16 protein-coding genes are annotated in these 19482 nt (G+C 72.2%); 6 read left to right on the forward strand and 10 right to left on the reverse strand.

Going from position 1 to position 19482, the window contains the following annotated elements:
• Nucleotides 1-18: 18 nt before the first annotated feature.
• Nucleotides 19-2019, reverse strand: a complete 2001-nt coding sequence (locus QQZ14_RS03970; RefSeq protein ID WP_284532889.1) for an MMPL family transporter — start codon at nucleotides 2017-2019, stop codon at nucleotides 19-21.
• 48 nt (nucleotides 2020-2067) lie between these two features.
• On the opposite strand from QQZ14_RS03970, the gene QQZ14_RS03975 reads away from it, so the two are divergent.
• Complete coding sequence (locus QQZ14_RS03975) at nucleotides 2068-2697, forward strand: TetR/AcrR family transcriptional regulator (RefSeq protein ID WP_284532890.1); 630 nt, start codon at nucleotides 2068-2070, stop codon at nucleotides 2695-2697.
• A 7-nt stretch (nucleotides 2698-2704) separates the two neighbouring features.
• On the opposite strand, the gene QQZ14_RS03980 is transcribed toward QQZ14_RS03975, so the two are convergent.
• The 6 genes from QQZ14_RS03980 to QQZ14_RS04010 form a co-directional block, all read right to left on the reverse strand.
• Nucleotides 2705-3289, reverse strand: a complete 585-nt coding sequence (locus tag QQZ14_RS03980; protein WP_284532891.1) for a TetR/AcrR family transcriptional regulator — start codon at nucleotides 3287-3289, stop codon at nucleotides 2705-2707.
• Nucleotides 3290-3314: 25 nt separating this feature from the next.
• Nucleotides 3315-5450, reverse strand: coding sequence for a methyl-accepting chemotaxis protein (locus QQZ14_RS03985; protein WP_284532892.1), 2136 nt, complete (start codon nucleotides 5448-5450; stop codon nucleotides 3315-3317).
• Nucleotides 5451-5529: 79 nt separating this feature from the next.
• Complete coding sequence (locus tag QQZ14_RS03995; protein WP_446740468.1) at nucleotides 5530-6954, reverse strand: fatty acid desaturase; 1425 nt, start codon at nucleotides 6952-6954, stop codon at nucleotides 5530-5532.
• 285 nt (nucleotides 6955-7239) lie between these two features.
• Entirely contained in the window at nucleotides 7240-8013 is a 774-nt protein-coding gene (locus QQZ14_RS04000; RefSeq protein ID WP_284532893.1) for an ABC transporter permease, read from the reverse strand.
• A complete protein-coding gene (locus QQZ14_RS04005; RefSeq protein WP_284532894.1) occupies nucleotides 8010-9026 on the reverse strand; it encodes an ATP-binding cassette domain-containing protein in 1017 nt (338 codons plus the stop codon). The genes QQZ14_RS04000 and QQZ14_RS04005 overlap by 4 nt, the downstream gene beginning before the upstream one ends.
• A gap of 121 nt (nucleotides 9027-9147) precedes the next feature.
• Entirely contained in the window at nucleotides 9148-9903 is a 756-nt protein-coding gene (locus QQZ14_RS04010) for a maleylpyruvate isomerase family mycothiol-dependent enzyme (protein WP_284532895.1), read from the reverse strand.
• A gap of 63 nt (nucleotides 9904-9966) precedes the next feature.
• Here QQZ14_RS04010 and QQZ14_RS04015 point away from each other — a divergent pair, with 63 nt between their 5' ends.
• Entirely contained in the window at nucleotides 9967-10899 is a 933-nt protein-coding gene (locus QQZ14_RS04015; protein WP_284532896.1) for an NYN domain-containing protein, read from the forward strand.
• Here the strand turns inward: QQZ14_RS04015 and QQZ14_RS04020 are convergent.
• The gene (locus tag QQZ14_RS04020; protein WP_284532897.1) at nucleotides 10885-11520 is read right to left on the reverse strand and encodes a PadR family transcriptional regulator; all 636 of its coding nucleotides are present in this window, start codon (nucleotides 11518-11520) and stop codon (nucleotides 10885-10887) included. The two genes, QQZ14_RS04015 and QQZ14_RS04020, sit on opposite strands and share 15 nt — an antisense overlap.
• 23 nt (nucleotides 11521-11543) lie before the next feature.
• Here QQZ14_RS04020 and ppgK point away from each other — a divergent pair, with 23 nt between their 5' ends.
• Nucleotides 11544-12302, forward strand: a complete 759-nt coding sequence (gene ppgK / locus QQZ14_RS04025; RefSeq protein ID WP_284532898.1) for a polyphosphate--glucose phosphotransferase — start codon at nucleotides 11544-11546, stop codon at nucleotides 12300-12302.
• Here ppgK and QQZ14_RS04030 read toward each other — a convergent pair.
• Nucleotides 12278-12787 carry a MarR family winged helix-turn-helix transcriptional regulator gene (locus tag QQZ14_RS04030; protein WP_284532899.1) on the reverse strand — a complete coding sequence of 170 codons (510 nt, stop codon included), beginning with the start codon at nucleotides 12785-12787 and terminating at the stop codon, nucleotides 12278-12280. The genes ppgK and QQZ14_RS04030 overlap by 25 nt on opposite strands.
• 65 nt (nucleotides 12788-12852) lie before the next feature.
• On the opposite strand from QQZ14_RS04030, the gene QQZ14_RS04035 reads away from it, so the two are divergent.
• Nucleotides 12853-14874 (forward strand): MMPL family transporter, encoded by a 2022-nt coding sequence (locus QQZ14_RS04035; RefSeq protein WP_284532900.1) that lies wholly within the window; start codon nucleotides 12853-12855, stop codon nucleotides 14872-14874.
• A gap of 60 nt (nucleotides 14875-14934) precedes the next feature.
• Here the strand turns inward: QQZ14_RS04035 and QQZ14_RS04040 are convergent, their stop codons facing one another.
• Complete coding sequence (locus tag QQZ14_RS04040; protein ID WP_284532901.1) at nucleotides 14935-16308, reverse strand: NAD-dependent malic enzyme; 1374 nt, start codon at nucleotides 16306-16308, stop codon at nucleotides 14935-14937.
• A gap of 123 nt (nucleotides 16309-16431) precedes the next feature.
• On the opposite strand from QQZ14_RS04040, the gene QQZ14_RS04045 reads away from it, so the two are divergent.
• On the forward strand, nucleotides 16432-17025 hold the full coding sequence (locus QQZ14_RS04045; protein ID WP_284532902.1) for a TetR/AcrR family transcriptional regulator: 594 nt from the start codon (nucleotides 16432-16434) through the stop codon (nucleotides 17023-17025).
• 37 nt (nucleotides 17026-17062) lie between these two features.
• On the forward strand, nucleotides 17063-19384 hold the full coding sequence (locus QQZ14_RS04050; RefSeq protein WP_284532903.1) for an MMPL family transporter: 2322 nt from the start codon (nucleotides 17063-17065) through the stop codon (nucleotides 19382-19384).
• Nucleotides 19385-19482: the final 98 nt, after the last annotated feature.

A 19482-nucleotide genomic window follows, 5' to 3' on the forward strand; every position in this document is an offset into this window, starting at 1 on the left:
ATCGGCTTGACGATGGCGTCACCGTGCGGGACGAAAGGCGGCGAAGACGCCGAACATGATGATCGCGGCGGCCGCGACCACCCGGGCGCTCGCGGTGAAGCCGCTGACGACCGCGCCGCGGGCGTCGCCGCCGTGCCCGCTGCTGTGCACGAAGTCCTCGTGCATCCGCGAGACCAGGAAGACCTCGTAGTCCATGGCCAGCCCGAACAAGACGCCCATCAGGATGATCGGCAGGAACGAGATCACCGGTCCGACCTTCGACACGCCCAGGGCGTCGGAGAACCAGCCCCACTCGAAGACGGCGGCGACGGCGCCGAACGACGCGGCCACTGAGAGCACGTAGCCCAGGGTCGCCTTGACCGGAACGGCGATCGAGCGGAACACGATCATCAGCAGCAGCAGGGAGAGGCCGACCACCACGAGACCGAAGGGCAGCAACGCGCCCGACAACCGCTCGGACACGTCGATCGTGACCGCGGTCTGGCCGGTCACCTCGAGGTCGGTGACGCCGTACCTCTCCTCCAGGGACGTGCTGCGGTCGCGGATCTCGCGCACGAGGTCCGCGGTCGCCGCGTCGGTCTGGCCGGTCTCCGGCACCACCTGGATCACCCCGAGGTCGCCCTGGGGGTTGGGCGTGGCCAGCGGGACGGCGGCGACGCCGTCGAGGCGAGCCAGGTCGGCCGCCAGGTCCTCGACCACGCCGACCGGGTCGGTGGTCTGGATGATGTCGACGGTGACGAGCAGCGGGCTGTTCCAGCCCGGGCCGTAGGCGTCGCTGATGAGGTCGTAGGTCACGCGCGAGGTGCTGCCCGGCGCGTCGGAGCCGCGGTCGGGAAGCCCGAGGTCGAGGTCTCGTGCCGGCAGGGCCAAGACCAGCAGCACGGCCGTGGTGAGCACGACGGTGATCACCGGCAGGCGGGTCACCGCGCGCACCCACCGAGCGCCCATGCTGTGGCCGGTCGCCACGCCGGAGCCGGCGACGGCACCGTGCCGCGCAGCCCGGGAGCCAGGTCGCGGACGGAGCCGCTCGCCTGCGACCGCGAGGATCGCGGGCACGAGGGTGAGCGCGACGGCGACGGCGACGGCGACACCGGCCGCCGCAGCGAAACCCATGACGGTGATGCCCGGGATGCCCACGACGACGAGACCGCAGAGCGCGATGATCACGGTCGTGCCGGCGAAGATGACGGCGCTGCCGGCGGTGGCCACCGACCGGGCGATCGACTCGTCCACCGCCATGCCGGTCGCGAGTTGGGTGCGGTGGCGGAAGACGATGAACAGCGCGTAGTCGATGCCGACCGCCAGCCCGATCATCAAGGCGAGCGTCGGCGTCGTGCTGTTGACGGTCGTGAACGCCGCCACGGCCAGCAGGCCCAGCATCGTGGTGCCGACCCCCACCAGGGCGGTGAGGATGGGCAGCCCGGCGGCCAGCACGGAGGCGAAGGTCATGGCGAGCACCACCATCGCGATCACGACGCCCAGGCCCTCGGTCGCGCTGAGGGTGACCTTGGTCGGGGTGTACACCTGCCCTCCGAGGTGCACCGCCAGCGGGCTCGAGGAGGACACCTCCACGGCCTCCTCGAGGTCGCCGAGCGTGCCGCCGTCGAGCTCGTCGAGACCCTCGTCGAGCAGCACCTGGGCGAACGCCTGGTGGCCGTCCTCGGAGAGGAGGTACTCCGAGCCCGGAGCGAACGGGTCGACCACGCGGGCGACGTGCTCGACCCCCTCGACCCGGTCCAGGACCCGGCGTACCTCCGCGCGGTGGTCGGCGACCTGCTCGCCCTCGGGCGCGACGAACAGGACCTGGGCGCTGGTGCCGGCCAGCAGCGGGAACCGGTGGTCGAGGGTGTCGAGGCCGCGCTGGGACTCGGTGCCGGGGATCGACAGGTCTTGTTGGAGATGGCCGCCGAGCAGGCCGGCCGATGCTCCGGCGAGGATGAGCAGGGCGAGCCAACCCGCCATGACCCAGCGCGCGGACCCGACAGCGAACCGGCCGAGCCGGTAGAGGAACGAGGACACGTTCAATACGGTAGCGTATTGAATACACGAATGAATCGAGGGGTGCCCATGACGACCACCACATCCCCGCAGAGCCCCGCTCCGCGGCGCCGGGAGAACACCCGAGCCCGGCTGGTCGAGTCGAGCTTCGGCGTCTTCGTCGACCAGGGCCTCAAGCGGGTCACCGTCGACGACCTCGTCGGGGCCGCCGGCTACACCCGCGGGGCGTTCTACTCGAACTTCTCCAGCATCGAGGAGCTCTTCTTCGAGGTCTTCCGCGACCGGGGCGAGGGGATGCTGGCCGCCGCGTCCGCAGCCGTCGACGCGGTGCCCGAGGAGGACTTCACGATCGAGTCGATCGGCTCGGTCCTCGACGCCGTGCGGGCGCAGGGCCGCGAGTGGTACATCCTGCATGCGGAGTTCACGCTGCTGGCGCTGCGCGACGAGCAGGCTCGCGAGGTGCTGGCGGAGTTCTCCGGCAGGTTCCGGGTCCGCCTGGTCGCGGTGATCGAGGACGTGCTGCGTCGCCTCGGGCGCACGGCCGACCGGCCCACCGAGGAGCTGGCCGAGATGGTGGCCGCGCTCCACCTGCACGCCCTCGGCCAGCGCCTGGTCGGCTCCTCGGTGCTCGGCCCCGACGGGATCGGCCTGGAGACCGTGTCGGCGCTGGTGCTCGGCTTCTCCCACCCGGCGGGGTGAGCCTGCGTCAGGACGTGCGGGACGCTCGCGGGTCCTGGAGCACCCGGGCCGCGATCCAGGCGATGTCGTCGGCGGTCTCGGCCGGGCTGCCCGAGGGCTGCATGACGTGGCTGAGCACCACCCGCACGACCACGTCGATCGCCGCCTCCAGGCGCCGGCCCTCGAGGTCGAGGGTGTACGGCGCCAGCCGCTCGGCCACGACCAGCTTGGCCGCGGCGAGCAGCGACTCGGCGTGGGTGGTCAGCAGCGGCAGCAGCTCGGTGTCGGCGCCGTGCGTCGCGGACACCACGGCGTGCAGCAGCAGGTTGTCCTGGGCGAGCTCCAGCACCGCGGCCGAGGCGGCCCGGATCGCGCCGACCAGGTCGGCCGGGTGCCGGTCGAAGGCGTCGGCGACCACGCCGAGGAAGCGCTCGAGCTCGTGGGCGATCATCGCCTCGGCGAGCCCGGGCTTGGTGCCGACCTCGTTGTAGACCGTCTGCCGACTGACCCCGACCCGCTCGGCGAGCCCGGCCATCGTGACCGAGGACCAGCCGGTGTCCACGGTCATCGCGACCGCGGCGTCGATGATCCGCGAGCGCGTGGTCGGGGGCACCCCCGGAGTGTAGGCAACGCCCGGCTCAGACCTTGAAGGCGCTCACCAGCTCCGCGAGCCGCGACACGGTCTGCCCGAGGTCGTCGGTGGCACGCGACGACTCGTCGACGGCGACCCGGGTCTGCTCCATCGTGGCCTCGACCTCCCCCAGGCTGTCGAAGATCTGCCCGCTGCCCGCGGCCGCGGACGCGACGTTGTGCGACATCTCGTTCGTGGTCGCGGTCTGCTCCTCGACGGCCGCCGCGATGGCGGTCTGGAACCCGTCGACCCGGCCGATGGTCTCGGTGATCGCGTTGATCGCCTGCACCGCGCTGTCGGTGTCGCCCTTGATGGCGGCGACCCGCGACGCGACCTCCTCGGTCGCGCGGGCGGTCTGGCTCGCGAGCTCCTTGACCTCGCCGGCGACGACCGCGAAGCCGCGCCCCGCCTCGCCCGCGCGGGCCGCCTCGATGGTCGCGTTGAGCGCGAGCAGGTTGGTCTGGCCGGCGATCGTGGCGATCACGTCGACCACCTCGGCGATCCGCGCCGAGGACTCGCTCAGCGTGCGCATCACGCCCTCGACGTCGCCGGCGAGGCCGACGCTCTCGCGGGCCACGACCGCTGCCTCCTGTGCGCTGCCGGAGATCTCCCGGATCGAGGCCGACATCTCCTCCGAGCCCACGGACAGGGTCTGCACGTGCTCGGTGACCTCACCGGCGGACGCGGCCGCTGCGACCGACAGCCGGGTGGCGGCGTCGGCGCTCACGATCAGGTCCTGGCGCACGCCGCTGAGCCGGTGGCTGGCGTCGTCGACGCGGCCGGCCTCGGTGCTGATCTCCTCGAGCAGGTCGTGGAGCCGGCGTACGGCGAGGTTGAGCGCGCGGCTCATCGTGCCGATCTCGTCGCCGCCGTCCTCGGGCACCGACACGGTCAGGTCACGCTCGGCGAGCCCGCTCATCGCTGCGGTGAGGCGGCCCATCCGCCGCGACATCCGGGTCGCGACCGCCCACGCCGCCAGGGCGCCGACGATCGCGAGCACGACCGCGACGATCACGAAGACCCTCAGCATCGTGGACCGTCCGTCGGCCAGCGCCTGGCTGGCGGCGGCGAAGTCCGGGCCGTAGGCCGTGACGACGATCGCCCAGCCGTACGCCGCGTACGACCCGACGTACACGGTGCTGTCCGCCGCGGGTGCGCCGCCGGTGCCGGGCAGGCGGTAGCCGGCGGCCGCCAGCCGGCCGGCCTCGAGCTCGGCGGCCCGGGTCAGGGTCTCCTCCACCCAGGGCTTGCCGTCGGCGTCCTCGCCCTCGAGCGTGGAGCCGACGGAGTCCGGGTCGCTGGACGCGACCACGCGGCCGCGGTCCGCGGCCGCGGTGCTGACGATCGAGACCGTGCCGTGCTCCCCGATCCTGGTCTCGGCGAGCGCGCCGCTGAGCGCCGCGATCGCCTGGGCCTGGGGGACGCCGACGAACAGCGCGCCGACCACCCGCCCGTTCGCGTCGCGGATCGGGTCGTAGGCCGTGACGTTCCAGGTGTCGACGACCTTGGCGATGCCGCGGTAGGGCTTGCCGGAGCGGATCGCGGCCGCGACGGGGTTCGGGTTGCCGGCTTCGTCGGCGGCCGGGATGTAGGTGCCGATCGCCCGCATGCCGTCCGCGGTCTCGACCGTGGTCGCGACCCGCAGCAGGTCGCCGCGCTCGTTCATCCGCTGGAAGACGGTCACGGCGCCGCCCACGACCTTGGTGATGTCGTCCACGACCGGCGTCGCGATGTCGAGGTCCTTGTTCTGCCCCAGCCAGGTGCCGCCGACGGTCGCGGCGGGCAGGCGCACCTTCGTGGCCTCGCCGCTGACCTGGTCGACGGCGTCCCACGTGACGGCGCGTCCCGCGTCGAGCCGCAGACCGCCGTCGCGGCGTACGACCGAGGTCGCGACGGTCATCCCGCGGTCCTGGGCCTCCTGCACCGACTCGCCGACCGCGGCCACCAGGGTGCCGATGCCGGCGGTCACGTGGGTGAGGTCGGAGGCCGTGAGCTCGTCGATGCGGCGGTCGGCATCCCCGGTGAACCGGGTGGTCTGCCAGGCCCCGACACCGACGAGGACCGCGGCCGTCAGCACCACGCTGCCCGTCCCGAGAGCAATGAGGCGGTGGCGCAGCTGCCAGGAGCGTGCGCGAAGGTTCATAGGCTTCCCAACGGCTGCGCACACCTCGACCTGAGGGCACCTCAGGTAAAGCCTGGCCCAGGGTGACGCTCGTCCCGCGTCAGGCGTTCGCCTCGCTGAGCGGCACGAAGTCGACCTTCTCGCGGACGCCGCAGTCCGGGCAGCACCAGCTGTCGGGGATGTCGGCCCAGGCGGTGCCGGCCGCAAACCCCTCGTGCTCGTCGCCGGCCGCAACCTCGTAGGTGTAGCCACAGCCCGGGCACCGGGCGGCGAGCACCTCGTCGACGACAACCGGCTGGCCGTCCGCACCGGTGGTCGGGCCGGCGGCGACGTCGACCGCCGGGGACGGGTACTTCGCGAGGATCTTGTCGCGCTTGCGCGGGCTGAGGTTGGCCCGGGACAGGTCGCCGTGGAAGTGGGCCAGCACCCGCGGGTCCATCACCCGCCGCCAGATCGCAGGGACGATCGCGAGCACGATCATGCCGGCGTACCCCGTCGGCAGCACCGGCGACTCCTCGAAGTCCCGCAGCGCCTGGTAGCGCCGGGTCGGGTTCGCGTGGTGGTCGCTGTGCCGCTGCAGGTGGTAGAGCAGCACGTTGGTGGCGATGTTGTTGGAGTTCCACGAGTGCGTCGGGTCGACCCGCTCGTAGCGCTGCCGCTCGCCGACCCCGACCTTCTGGCGGAGCATGCCGTAGTGCTCCATGTAGTTGACGACCTCGAGCAGCGAGAAGCCGACGACCGCCTGGATCACCAGGTAGGGCAGCAGCCCGATGCCCAGCCAGGCGACCAGCCCGCCCCAGAGCATCGCCGACATCAGCCAGGCGTTGAGCACGTCGTTGCCGATCCGGAACGGGTGCTGGCTCTTGCGGGCGTAGCGGCGCTTCTCGATCCGCCAGGCCGACTTGAGGGAGCCCCAGACCGTGCGCGGCCAGAACTGGTAGAAGTTCTCGCCCACCCGGGAGGAGGCCGGGTCCTCCGGCGTCGCGACCCGCACGTGGTGGCCGCGGTTGTGCTCGATGTAGAAGTGCCCGTAGAAGCTCTGCGCGAGCGCGATCTTGGAGAGCCAGCGCTCGTTGGCCTCCCGCTTGTGCCCCAGCTCGTGGGCGGTGTTGATGCCGATGCCGCCGATGCAGCCGATCGAGACGGCCAGGCCCACCTTGTCGATCGTCGCCAGGTCGGCGCCGCCGCCGATCAGCCACATCGCGCCGACGAACCCGGCGTACTGGATCGGCAGGAACAGGTAGGTGATCCAGCGGTAGTAGCGGTCGTTCTCCAGCGCCTCGATCACGTCGTCGGGCGGGTTGGAGCGGTCGAGGCCGGCGATCAGGTCGATGGCCGGGACCACGACCAGGATCACGAACGGCCCGATCCAGAACCACACCCCCCAGCCGGTGGCGGCCCAGAGCCCGAAGCCGATGAAGGCCAGCGACGGCACCACCAGCCCGATCAGCCAGAGGTAGCGCTTCTTGTCCTTCCAGGCGTCCGTGGACCCGTCCGGGACGGTGCTGTGGGGGATGGCGGTCATGGGCTTGGCCTCCTGCGGTGACGGCGGTCACGTCCGTGGGTTTACAGAACTCTACGAAATGTCAACCGTCTAGACAAGAGGGTGCACGAATGTTCACTGGATTTCGATGCCCGCGCGAAGGTTCGCCTCGGTTGCTGCAGGCGTGGGTGATCTGGAGGGTCGGCAGCCTCCCGGTGGCGCAGGAGCGTTGTCGTTTGGTCCCCAACGACAACATGGAAGCGCTCCCAGCTGCCGTCTGTGACCATCCCCGACCCTCCGCCTGTCTGACCCCTCGGGCGGCGAAAGCTAGGCGTTCTCGCGACGGAAGGTCGCGGTGCCCCACCAGGCGCCGAGGGCGGCGAGCACGACCGCCCATACCGAGCCCCACAGGACGGACGAGGTCGCCAGGTCGCCGGCGAACCCGTCACGCACCGCGTCGACGATGTAGCGGAACGGCATGAAGTCGCTGATGTTCCTGAGCCAGCCGGGCCCGAGGGTCATCGGCAGCAGGATCCCGCTGAGCAGCAGCACCGGCATCATCACGATGTTGATGACCGGCGCCATCACGTCCTCGCTCTTCGTCGTGAGCGCGAGCGCGTTGGACGCCGCCGCACAGGCCCCGCCGATGACCAGCGTCAGCAGCACGCCGAGCACGATGCCGGCGAACGAGCCGCGCATCCCCATGGCCAGGCCGAGCACGACCAGGATCACCGCCTGCACGAACAGCTGGATCACGTCGCGCGCGAGCCGGCCGACGAGCAGTGCCGACCGGTTGGCGGGGGTGACCCGCTCGGCCTCGATCACGCCCTCACGCCACTCCCCGATCAGCCCGAAGCCCGCGAAGAACGCCCCGAACATGCCCAGCTGCACGAGCAGGCCGGGCACCAGGAAGGTGTAGGCGTTGTCGGTGCCGGTGTCGAACGAGGCGACCAGGGGCTTGAGCAGCGGCCCGAACAGCAACAGGTAGAGCACCGGCTGCATGATCCCGATCAGCACCCAGGCGGGGTTGCGCAGGTTCATCCGGATCTGGCGGCGGAAGACGATCGAGCTCTCGCGGACGAAGCTGGTGCCGGCGTTCATGCCAGGACCTCCTCGGGCTGGTTGGGGGCGTCGGCCGAGTCGGCATCGCGCAGCGACCGGCCCGTGAGGGAGAGGAAGACGTCGTCGAGGGTCGGGCGGATCACCTCGATGGAGTCGAGCTCGACCCCGGCGTTGTCGAGGTCGCGCAGCAGACCGGGTACGACGCGGCCGGCCCGCTGGACCCGGGCCCGGACGTGGTGGCCGTCGGTCTCCACCCCGTCGACCCCGCCCGCGCCGTGCACGAGGGCGCCGAGGCGCGCCGCGGCGACCGCGACCTGGTCGTCCGCGGCGACCTCGAGGTCGACCAGGTCGCCAGCGACCTGGGCCTTGAGGTTGTCGGAGGTGTCGGAGGCGACGATCCGGCCCTGGTCGATGATCACGATCCGGTCGGCGAGCACGTCGGCCTCGTCGAGGTAGTGGGTGGTGAGGAACACCGTCGCCCCGAGCCGGGTGCGCAGGCCCTGGATGTGCTCCCACAGGTTGGCCCGCGCCTGCGGGTCCAGGCCGGTGGTCGGCTCGTCGAGGAAGACCAGCCGGGGGTCGTGGATCAGCCCCATCACCACGTCGAGGCGGCGCTTCTGCCCGCCGGACATGTTCTTGGGCATCCGCTTCCAGAGCCCGTCGAGCTGCAGCTGGGCGAACAGCTCCTGGCCGCGGCGTACGGCGTCGGCGCGCGACATCCCGTAGAGCATGCCGTGGTCGACGACCTCGTCCCCGGCGTAGGCGCCGGAGAACGTCGCCCCCACCTGCGAGACGTAGCCGATGCTGCGGCGCACCTGGACCGACTCGGTGACCACGTCGTGCCCGGCCACGGTGGCGGTGCCGGCGGTCGGCCTGAGCAGGGTGGTGAGCATCCGGAGCGTGGTGGTCTTGCCCGCGCCGTTGGGGCCGAGGAAGCCGACCACCTCGCCCTCGTGGACGTCCAGGTCGACGCCGTCGACGGCCCGGACCTCCTTGGTGTTCTTGCCGCGCCCCGTGTGGAACGTCTGCACGAGTCCTCGTGCCTGGATCATGGGGATCTCCCTCGTGTTCAAGTTTGAACATCAGTGTTCAACGTTGAAGAGTCATCGTCAAGTCGCGCCCGGGGGACAGACCTCCGGACGCGCCGCGACTCATCGGTCGGTCGGGCTCGGCTCAGCTCCAGGTCACGGCCGCACGCTCGCGCCAGTCCGCCTCGAGCCCGGGCCGCGGGGTCCGGTTCCAGAGTGCGAGGTAGAGGTGCACCGCGGTCCCGTCCAGCTCCCAGTCGCCCTCCTCCGCGTCGCCACGGTGCCGGGTCGTCACCGCGGGCCGGGGCCCGAGCTCGACCTCCCACCAGTCGGCGACGTCGTCGGGTGCGACCACGAGCACGGCGTCCTCCTCGCAGCGCAGCCGCGACCGTGGCCGGGTGAGGAAGCCGCCGAGCAGCTCGTCGATGCCGTCGGCGGCGAGGTCGGTCTCGATCCAGGTCTCCGCCGCGTCCGGGGGGCGACCGAGCGCGGCCGCGAGGGCGTCGACGGCGTGGACGGTCGTCTCGTGGCACTGCCGCCGGGCCCAGAACTCCCGCGGTGCCGGGGCGTCGTGGAGGAAGACCAGGGCGTCCAGGTCGGCGGGCGCACGGGTCAGCGCCTCCGCGAGCGCGACCGCGCCGTCCCGCAGCCACTCCAGCGGGTCGGGCTCGGCGCGACCGGCCGCCTCGAACGCATCCGGGTCGACGTCCCGCTCGCCGCGCACGATCGCGGCGGCCCAGCGGTGCACCATGCCCTGGTGGGCGACCAGGTCGCGCACGGTCCAGTCGGGACAGGTCGGCACCGGGGCCGCCAGGCCGGCGCGGTCGGCGTACCGGACGAAGGCGACCATCGCGGCGCGGAGCCCGTCGAGGTGGCGGGCCAGCGTGAGCTGGGTGGGCACCTCCTGAGCGTGACAGTTGGCGCGGCGCGCGGCACCTCGTTTACGCCGTGGTAGGACGGGGTGGTGACCGAACCCGCCGACGTGCGCCTCGCCGTCCTCATCGACGCCGACAACGTCTCCGCCTCCCACTCGGCGGCTCTCCTCGCCGAGCTCGCGCGCTACGGCGTCCCGACCGTCAAGCGGGCGTACGGCGACTGGACCACCCAGCAGCTGACCGGCTGGAAGTCCGAGCTGGCCCGGCACGCGATCCAGCCGATCCAGCAGTTCGCGAACACCGTGGGCAAGAACTCCACGGACTCGGCACTGATCATCGACGCGATGGACCTGCTCTACTCGGGCAACCTCGACGCGTTCGCGATCGTGTCGAGCGACAGCGACTTCACCCGGCTCGCGACCCGGCTGCGCGAGTCCGGCAAGACCGTCTACGGCCTCGGCCGCCGCCGTACGCCGGCGTCGCTGCAGGCGGCGTGCGACAAGTTCATCTTCCTCGAGGTGCTCCGCGACGAGGCCGACGACCAGGCGGGCCACCGGGACACCTCGGGCGAGACGGACGCGGAGTCCGAGGCCGACTCGCTGCCCGACCTGCGCACGATCCTGGAGGCCGCCGTGCGCAGCACCGCCCAGGACGACGGGTGGTCGGCTCTCGGCTCGGTCGGCACCTACCTGGGCAAGACCCACGCTGCCTTCGACCCGCGGCACTACGGCTTCCCGCGGCTCAGCGCGCTCGCGGGCGCCCAGGACTACCTCGACCTCGACCACCCCGAGGGCGGCCAGCCGCGGGTCAGGCTGCGCTCCCAGCGGCCGGCGCGCAAGCGCGCGCCCGCCAAGAAGGCGACCAAGAAGACCGCTCAGAAGGCGGCCCAGAAGCCCGCCCCGGAGCCCGCCGAGAAGCCCGCTCCGGCGGCCGCCCCGGCCACCCCGCCCGCTGCCCCGGAGAGCGCGCCGGCCAAGACGACCCTGACGACCCGGACGAGGAAGCGCTCAACGGCCCAGTAGCGCGCGGTACTTCTCCCGCTCGGCGTTCATCTGCCAGCCGGGGTCGTCCGGCGGCGGCACCCAGCCCCACTCCTCGCCCATCTCGAACGCCAGGGTGCCGCTGCGCACCTCCTCGATCGTCTCGCGGAGCCAGGCGAGCTCGGCGACCGCGATGTCGAGCCACAGCAGCATGCTCCGGGTGGCGTGCGGCGGCGCGACGCCCGGCTGGTGGTCGGCGAGCTCCTTGACGGTCTCCTCGAGCCCGACCCGGCGCTTGGTCAGCGAGCGCAGCACCTGGGCCCGGTCCATCAGCGGCAGCATCGAGAACGCGACGTGGAAACCGGTGCGCGTGAACACGTCGACGGTCTCGAGCGACTCGACCAGCATCCGGTCCAGCTCCGCGCGCCCGGTGTCGGTGAGCTCGTAGACCGCGACCTCGCGGCCCCCGTCGACCAGGTCGTGGCGCACCAGGTGGCCGAGGTTCGTCAGCGCGGTCAGCCCGTGGTAGATCGAGCCCGGATTGGTATTCGCCCACCGGTCCACCTGCCACGACAGCAGCTCGCGGCGGATCTGGTAGCCGTTGACCGGCTCGAAGAGCGCGACGGCACCCAGGATGAGCATCCGGGTCTCGTGCGCCGACATGCGGTGCAGTTTAGGGTTGCCAGATGGCCCAGACCGCACCGCAGCCCTTCGGCATCGACTTCGGCGGCACCGGCATCAAGGGTGCCCCGGTCGACCTGGACGCCGGTGCCTTCGCCGCCGAGCGGGTGCGGATCAAGACCCCGGACCCCTCGACGCCCGAGCGGGTGGCCGAGGTGTTCGTCGACCTGCTCGCCCAGTTCCCCGACTGCACCGGCGCGGTGGGCGTCACGGTCCCCGGCGTCGTGCGGCACGGCGTGGTCCGCTCCGCCGCCAACATCCACAAGTCCTGGCTCGGTACCGACGCCGACCGGCTCTTCACCGAGGCGACCGGCCGTGAGGTGCACGTCGTCAACGACGCGGACGCCGCGGGCTTCGCCGAGGTGAGGTACGGCGCGGCCAAGGGCCGGTCCGGCCTGGTGATCGTGACGACGCTCGGCACGGGGATCGGCTCGGCGATGGTCCACGACGGCGTGCTCGTGCCGAACTCCGAGCTCGGCCACCTCGAGATCGACGGCCACGACGCCGAGACCCGGGCCGCCAACAGCGCCCGGGAGCGCGAGGACCTCTCGTGGGAGCGCTGGGCCAAGCGGCTCACGACGTACTACCGGACGCTGGAGAGGCTGTTCTCCCCCGAGCTGTTCGTGGTCGGCGGCGGGGTCAGCAAGAACTCGGATGAGTTCCTCCCCCTGCTCGACCTCGACACCGAGATCATCCCCGCGGCCCTGCTCAACAAGGCCGGCGTCGTCGGCGCGGCGCTCTACGCCTCCGAGGGCGGCGGCTGAGCGGCGCGGGACGGGCCCGACACCTGCTCGAAGGCGGCCTGCGCACCGCGCAGGTAGCGCTCGACCACGGCGCGCTCCTCGTCGGTGAAGGACCGGTCCCACGCGTCGAGGGCGCTGAACATCGGCAGCAGGTGGGCGAGCACCTCCTCGCGCCCCGAGGCGGTCACTCGCACCTCGGTGCGGCGCCGGTCGGCGGCGTGCGGGAAGCGCTCGGCGTGGCCCCGGTCGACCAGGCGGTCGACGATGCCGGTCGACGCGGCGGTGCTGACGTCGAGGATCCGGGCGAGCTCGGCCGGGCCGAGCGGTGAGCGGACCAGGTGCTGCAGCGCGACCAGCTCGGAGTCGCTGAGCCCGGCCCGGCGGGCTACGACGTGCCGCACCCGGGCACCCGCCTCGATCGCCTCGCGCAGCGCCACCAGGCTCCCGGTCTGGCGCCACCTGTCGGCGAACTCGGTGGCCGGACCCGCCGGCTCGGCTCCCGCCATTTTTATTTCACCTACTTGATGTCTAATCTAGTTAGCGACCTGTCCCCACCGTACTCGGAGACTCGATGACCTCGCTGATCACCGGCCGGCGCACCGCCTGGATCGTGGCGCTGGTGCCATTCTTGCTGGCCCTCGCCCTGATCGGCGCGGTCGGTGAGGGCGACCGCGCCTCGAGCACCACCGACTCGCTGCCCGCGGGACTCGACAGCACCGAGGGCACCGCGCTCCTGGACCGGCTCCCCGAGGACGCCGCGACGGCCGCGGTCGTGCTCTTCACCGCCGACCGGGGCGAGCTCACCCGCGACCAGCTCACCGCGCTGCGCGACGCGGCCGGTGACCTCGCCGGCACCGGTTCCGACGCGGGCTCCAGCGCGGGAGCCAGCCCGCTCGTGCCCGCCGAGGACGGCACCGCGGCGCTGCTCGCCGTACCGGTGCCGTCGGTCTCGGCGAGCGAGGTCGCCGACCGGGTGACCGAGCTGCGGACCGCGGCCGACGAGGCTGCGCCGGACGGGGTGCGGGCGCAGGTCACCGGGCCGGCCGCCGTGCAGGCCGACCTCGCCGCGGTGTTCGACGGCGCCAACACCCGGCTGCTGCTCGTCACCGCGCTGGTGGTCGCGGTGCTCCTGGTCATCACCTACCGCAGTCCGGTGCTGTGGCTGGTCCCGCTGACCGTCGTCGGCGTCGCCGACCGGCTCGCGGCCGTGCTCGCGACCCAGCTGATGGCCGCGGTCGACGTGGCCTGGGACGAGTCCACCGTCGGGATCCTGTCGGTGCTGGTCTTCGGCGCCGGCACCGACTACGCGCTGCTGCTGATCTCGCGCTACCGCGACGAGCTGCGCACCGAGCCGTCGCGGCACCGGGCGATGGCCCACGCGCTGCGACGCACGGCCGAGGCGGTGCTCGCCAGCGCCACCACGGTCGTGCTCGGCCTGCTCACGCTGCTGCTCTCGCTCACCCCCACCACCCGCGGCCTGGGCCTGGCGTGCGCCGTGGGCATCGTCGTCGCGGCGGCGTTCGCCCTCGTGGTGCTGCCGGCGGTGCTGGTGCTGTTCGGCCGCTGGGTGTTCTGGCCCCGGGTCCCGCACGTCGGCGAGACCGTCACCGTCGAGTCCGGCACCGTGTGGCACCGGATCGGCGCCCGGGTCGCGCGCCGGCCCGCGGCCGTGGTCGGCGGGTCGCTGGTGCTGCTCGCGGTGATGGCGGTCGGGCTGTTCCGGATCGACCTGGGCCTGGACCAGGCCGAGCAGTTCCTCGACGAGCCCGAGGCGATCAGCGCGGCCGGCCGTCTGGCCGAGTCGTTCCCCGCCGGCACCGCCGACCCGACCCGGGTCGTGACCACCGGCTCGGCCGAGCCGCTGCTCGAGGCGGTGCGGTCGGTCGAGGGCGTGACCTCCGCGCGCGTGTCCGAGACCGGCGGCGGGGTCAGCGCCGTCGACGCCGTGCTCGCCGGGCGGTCCGGGGAGAACACCGACGTCGTGGAGGCGCTGCGCGACGCGGTCGCGCCGTACGACGCCCACGTGACGGGCTCCGAGGCCGAGGCGCTCGACGAGCGGGACGGCTCGGACCGCGACCTGCGGCTGATCGTGCCGCTGATCCTCGTGCTCGTGCTCGGCGGGCTGGTGCTGCTGCTGCGCTCCGCGGTCGCGCCGGTGCTGCTGGTGCTGACGGTCGTCGCGACGTACGCCGCCGCCATGGGCGCGTCCTGGTGGCTGTTCACCGGACCGCTCGGGTTCGGCGCCATGGACTCCGGGGTGCCGCTGTTCGCGTTCCTGTTCCTGGTCGCGCTCGGCGTCGACTACAACATCTTCCTGGTCACCCGGGCCCGCGAGGAGGCCGCCGGGCACGGGTCGCGTGAGGGCATGCTGCGCGCCCTGTCGGCGACCGGCGGCGTGATCACCAGCGCGGGGATCCTGCTCGCGGCGGTGTTCGCGGTCCTCGGCGTGCTGCCCCTGGTCGTGCTCGCCCAGCTGGGCACGATCATCTGCCTCGGCGTGCTGCTCGACACGCTGCTGGTGCGCACCCTGCTCGTGCCGGCGCTCGCGCTGCTGCTCGGCGACCGGTTCTGGTGGCCGCGCCGGGTCGGGTGATCGTCGCCTGCGGGGTGGTTTCGAGGCTCGTTTCGCTCGCACCTCGACCACCGTTGCGCCTCAGCTGCCGCGGACGGCGGCGGCGACCTTGCGCTGGACGTCGGGGTGGAACACCGTCGGGATGATGAACGCCGGGTTGAGCTCCTCGTCCTTGACCACCATCGCGATCGCCTCGGCGGCCCGCAGCAGCATGTCGATGGTGATCTCGCTGGCGCGCGCGTCGAGCAGGCCGCGGAACACCCCGGGGAACGCCAGCACGTTGTTGATCTGGTTGGGGTAGTCGGACCGGCCGCTGGCCACGACCGCGGCGTACTTCGCGGCCTCCGCGGGGTCGACCTCGGGGTCGGGGTTGGCCAGGGCGAACACCACCGGGTCGGGCGCCATGTCCTGGATCCACTCGGGCCGCAGCAGGCCCGGGCCGCTGACGCCGATGAAGACGTCCGCGCCGTCGAGGGCGGCGCGCAGGTCGCCGCGCACCTGCCGCGGGTTCGTCATCGCGGCCAGTTCGCGCTTCGCCGGCGGGAGGGTGTCGTCCTCGCGGGAGAGGCAGCCCTCGCGGTCCCACACGACGATGTCGGGCGCCCCGGCCGCGATCAGCAGCGTGACGATGGCCGTGCCGGCCGCCCCGCCACCGGAGACGGCGATGCGCACCTCGTGGATCTCCTTCTTCACCACGCGCAGCGCGTTGGTGAGCGCAGCCAGCACCACGATCGCCGTGCCGTGCTGGTCGTCGTGGAAGACCGGGATGTCGAGGCTCTCGCGCAGCCGTCGCTCGATCTCGAAGCAGCGCGGTGCCGCGATGTCCTCCAGGTTGATGCCGCCGAAGCCGGGCGCGATCATCTCCACCGCGCGCACGATCTCGTCGGTGTCCTGGGAGGCGAGGCAGATCGGCCAGGCGTCGATGTCGGCGAACCGCTTGAACAGTGCGGCCTTGCCCTCCATCACCGGCAGCGCCGCACCCGGTCCGATGTTGCCCAGCCCGAGGACCGCCGAGCCGTCGGTGACGACCGCGACGGAGTTGCCCTTGATCGTCAGCCGCGGCACGTCACCGGGGTTCTCTGCGAGCGCCAGGCTGACCCGCCCGACACCGGGGGTGTAGGCCATCGACAGGTCGTCGCGGTTGCGCAGCGGGACCTTGGAGGTCACCTCGATCTTGCCGCCGATGTGCAGCAGGAACGTCCGGTCGCTGACCCGGTAGACCGCGACGCCCTCGACCGCGGCGGCCGCGGCCTCGAGCTCCTCGGCGTGGTCGGCGTCGCTGGCCGAGCAGGTCACGTCGACGATGAGCCGCTCGGAGTTCGACTCCGCCACGTCGATCGCGGTCACCACGCCGCCCGCCTGGGAGATCGCGGTGGCGACGGCGCCCACGACGCCGTTGTCGGGCGCGGTGTGCAGACGCATGGTGATCGAGTACGACGACGCGGTGGCGGCCATGGACCGCACCCTTCCTCCGCGGGCCGGTCGCGAGCAAGTCGAGGACCCCGTTCCTCCGCTCGTGTGACGACCGCCACAGTTTTGCACTCTCGGACGGATCGTGCAAAACTGCACTTTGTGAAGTTGAGTGCAACATCGTGCGGGCGCCGCGCCACGCAGAAGCGGGAGACCGAGCTGCGGATCCACCACTGCGCACTCCGACTGACCGACGAGCACGGCCTCGACGGCTGGACCATGGACGACCTGGCCGCCGCCGCCGACGTGTCCCGGCGCACCCTGTTCAACTACTTCCCCGGCAAGGTGGACGCCGTCCTCGGCAGCACGCCGGAGCTCCCGGCCGACGCCCTCGAGGCGTTCCACCGCGGCGGCCCCACCGGCCGGCTGGTCGACGATCTGTCCGCGCTCGCGGAGGCGATCCTCAGCGAGAAGGGCTTCGACCCCGAGGTCATGGCGCTCGGCCACCGCATCCTGCACCGGACACCGCGGCTGATCGTCATCGCCCACGAGCGCTTCGAACTGGTCACGAGCGAGCTCGTCGACCACATCCTGCGCCGCGAGGGCGAGGACTTCGGCGAGGGCCGGGCCCGCCTGCTGGTGCGCCTGCTCGTCGCCGTCTTCGACGTCGCGATCAACCAGCTGAACGACGACCCAGGGGGCCGACCGGTCGCCGAGGTCTTCGACGAGAACGTCCGTCTGGCCCGCGACCTGCTCGCCTGACGCCACCGCCCACCCTTCCCCAGGAGACCCGCCACCCATGGCCACCCTGTTGCACCGACTCGGCAAGACCGCCTACCGGCGGTGGCCGATCTTCATCGCCGGCTGGATCGTCGCGATGCTCGCCATCGGCACGTTCGCCGCCACGATGTCCAAGCCGATGACCGACGCGTTCTCGATCCCGGGCATCCCCTCGGAGAAGGCCGCCGACATGCAGTCCGAGCTGTTCCCCAGCTCGGTCGACGCCCTCGACCAGGCGACGGTGAACGTCGTCGTCGCCGCCCCCGAGGGCCACACGCTGGAGGAGGCGCCGTACGCCGGCTCTGTCGACGACCTGGTCGCCGAGCTGCGCTCTCTGCCGCAGGTCGCCAAGGACGCCCCGATCGCCAACCCGGTCGAGGCGGCCGACTCCCAGCGCCAGCAGCTGCTGGACGCCGCCGAGGAGAACGGCACCCCCACCGACGAGGCCGCGGCCAACGCCGAGGCGCTCAGCCCGCTCTCCGCGGACTCCCGGGTCGGCACCATCACGTTCGAGTACGACGTCGACACCGTCGCCGACGTCGAGCCCGCGACCCAGGACGCGCTGCTCGAGGTCATGGACGACGCCCGCGACAGCGGCCTCACCGTCGAGGCCAACGGGGCCGGCACCAGCGCGATGACCGAGCCGGGCGGCTCCTCGGAGCTGATCGGTGTCGCGGTCGCCCTGCTCGTGCTCGTGCTCACCTTCGGCTCGCTGATCGCGGCCGGGCTCCCGATCGTCACCGCGCTGTTCGGCGTCGGGCTGGGCATCACCGGCATCACCGGCATGACCGCGTTCATGGACATCGGCTCGAGCACGCCGATGCTGGCCACGATGATCGGCCTGGCGGTCGGCATCGACTACACGCTGTTCATCCTGGCCCGCTACCGCACCGAGCTGCACCACACCGAGGACCGCGAGGAGGCCATCGGCATCGCCGTCGGCACGGCCGGCTCGGCCGTCGTGTTCGCCGGCCTCACCGTGTTCATCGCGCTCACCGCGCTCGCCGTGGTGCGGATCCCGTTCCTGACGGCGATGGGCCTCGCGGCCGCCGGCACCGTGCTGATCGCGGTGCTGGTCGCCCTCACCCTGCTGCCGGCCATCCTCGGCCTGCTGAAGTCCAAGGCCTTCGGCGGCCGGGTGCGCCGCTACGCGCCGCACCGCGAGCCCGACGGGCACGTGCTGAACAACGGCGTCCGCTGGGCCCGCCTGGTCGGGCGCCGGCCCGTGGCCGTCGCGCTGCTCGTGGTCGTCGCGCTCGGCGCGCTCGCCGTACCCCTCAAGGACCTGCACCTGGCGTTCCCGACCGACAGCACCGCGTCCTCCGACACCACCCAGCGCAAGGCGTCGGACCTGATGTCCGAGGCGTTCGGCCCCGGCCGCGAGGGTCCGCTGCTGGTCGTCGTCGACGCCACCGACGTCGCCGAGGCCGACCGCGGCGCCGCGATCGGCGAGGTGACCTCGTGGGCCGCCGGGCTCGACGACGTCGAGAACGCCCAGGTCGTGGCGATGAACCAGGAGGGGACCGGCGCCCAGATCATGATCACGCCGACCTCCGGCCCCGACGACACCGCGACCGAGAGCCTGCTCACCGCGCTGCGCGAGGGCCAGGACTCGATCGAGCAGCAGACCGGCACCGAGACCGGCGTGACCGGCCTGACCGCGATCACCACCGACGTGTCGGAGCGGCTCAGCGACGCGCTGCCGATCTACCTCACCGTGGTCATCGGGCTCGCGTTCCTGCTGCTGATGATCGTGTTCCGCTCGATCCTGGTGCCGCTCACCGCGACCCTCGGGTTCCTGCTCTCCGTGCTCGCCACCCTCGGGGCGACCGTCGCGGTCTTCCAGCAGGGCGCCTTCGGGATCATGGAGGGCCAGCCGATCGTGAGCTTCATGCCGATCTTCCTGATCGGCGTGGTCTTCGGGCTCGCGATGGACTACCAGGTGTTCCTGGTGACCCGGATCCGTGAGGCGCACGTGCACGGCTACCCGATGCGGGAGGCCATCGTGGACGGCTTCCGCAACAGCGCCCGGGTCGTCACCGCGGCCGCCGCGATCATGACCGCGGTGTTCGCGGCGTTCATGCTGCAGGACGAGCCGATCATCAAGTCGATGGGCTTCGCGCTCGCGATCGCGGTCGTGTTCGACGCGTTCGTGGTGCGGATGGCGCTGATCCCGGCGGTGCTCTACCTGCTCGGCGACCGCGCCTGGTGGCTCCCGAAGTGGCTCGACCGGCTGCTGCCCGATGTCGACGTCGAGGGCGAGAAGCTCGAGCGCCCCTACCTGCGCGACGCCAACTTCGACGACGCGTTCGACGACCTGGAGGAGACCTCGCGGTCGTAGGGCGTGGCGGAGGATCCCCGGTTCACCGGGGATTCTTCCGCTTCCCGGCCGTTGCAACCCCCGAGAAGCGGAAGGACCGGCCGACCAGTCCCGCGGTG

Origin of the sequence: Nocardioides sp. T2.26MG-1, from assembly GCF_950101795.1 — a bacterium.
GTDB lineage: Bacteria > Actinomycetota > Actinomycetes > Propionibacteriales > Nocardioidaceae > Nocardioides.

Coding starts and splice junctions, on each gene's coding strand:
- QQZ14_RS03975 (WP_284532890.1), top strand. CDS start 2,068: ATGACGACCACCACATCCCCGCAGAGCCCCGCTCCGCGGCGCCGGGAG.
- QQZ14_RS03985 (WP_284532892.1), bottom strand. CDS start 5,450: ATGAACCTTCGCGCACGCTCCTGGCAGCTGCGCCACCGCCTCATTGCT.
- QQZ14_RS03995 (WP_446740468.1), bottom strand. CDS start 6,954: ATGACCGCCATCCCCCACAGCACCGTCCCGGACGGGTCCACGGACGCC.
- QQZ14_RS04000 (WP_284532893.1), bottom strand. CDS start 8,013: ATGAACGCCGGCACCAGCTTCGTCCGCGAGAGCTCGATCGTCTTCCGC.
- QQZ14_RS04005 (WP_284532894.1), bottom strand. CDS start 9,026: ATGATCCAGGCACGAGGACTCGTGCAGACGTTCCACACGGGGCGCGGC.
- QQZ14_RS04020 (WP_284532897.1), bottom strand. CDS start 11,520: ATGTCGGCGCACGAGACCCGGATGCTCATCCTGGGTGCCGTCGCGCTC.
- ppgK (WP_284532898.1), top strand. CDS start 11,544: ATGGCCCAGACCGCACCGCAGCCCTTCGGCATCGACTTCGGCGGCACC.
- QQZ14_RS04030 (WP_284532899.1), bottom strand. CDS start 12,787: ATGGCGGGAGCCGAGCCGGCGGGTCCGGCCACCGAGTTCGCCGACAGG.
- QQZ14_RS04035 (WP_284532900.1), top strand. CDS start 12,853: ATGACCTCGCTGATCACCGGCCGGCGCACCGCCTGGATCGTGGCGCTG.
- QQZ14_RS04040 (WP_284532901.1), bottom strand. CDS start 16,308: ATGGCCGCCACCGCGTCGTCGTACTCGATCACCATGCGTCTGCACACC.
- QQZ14_RS04050 (WP_284532903.1), top strand. CDS start 17,063: ATGGCCACCCTGTTGCACCGACTCGGCAAGACCGCCTACCGGCGGTGG.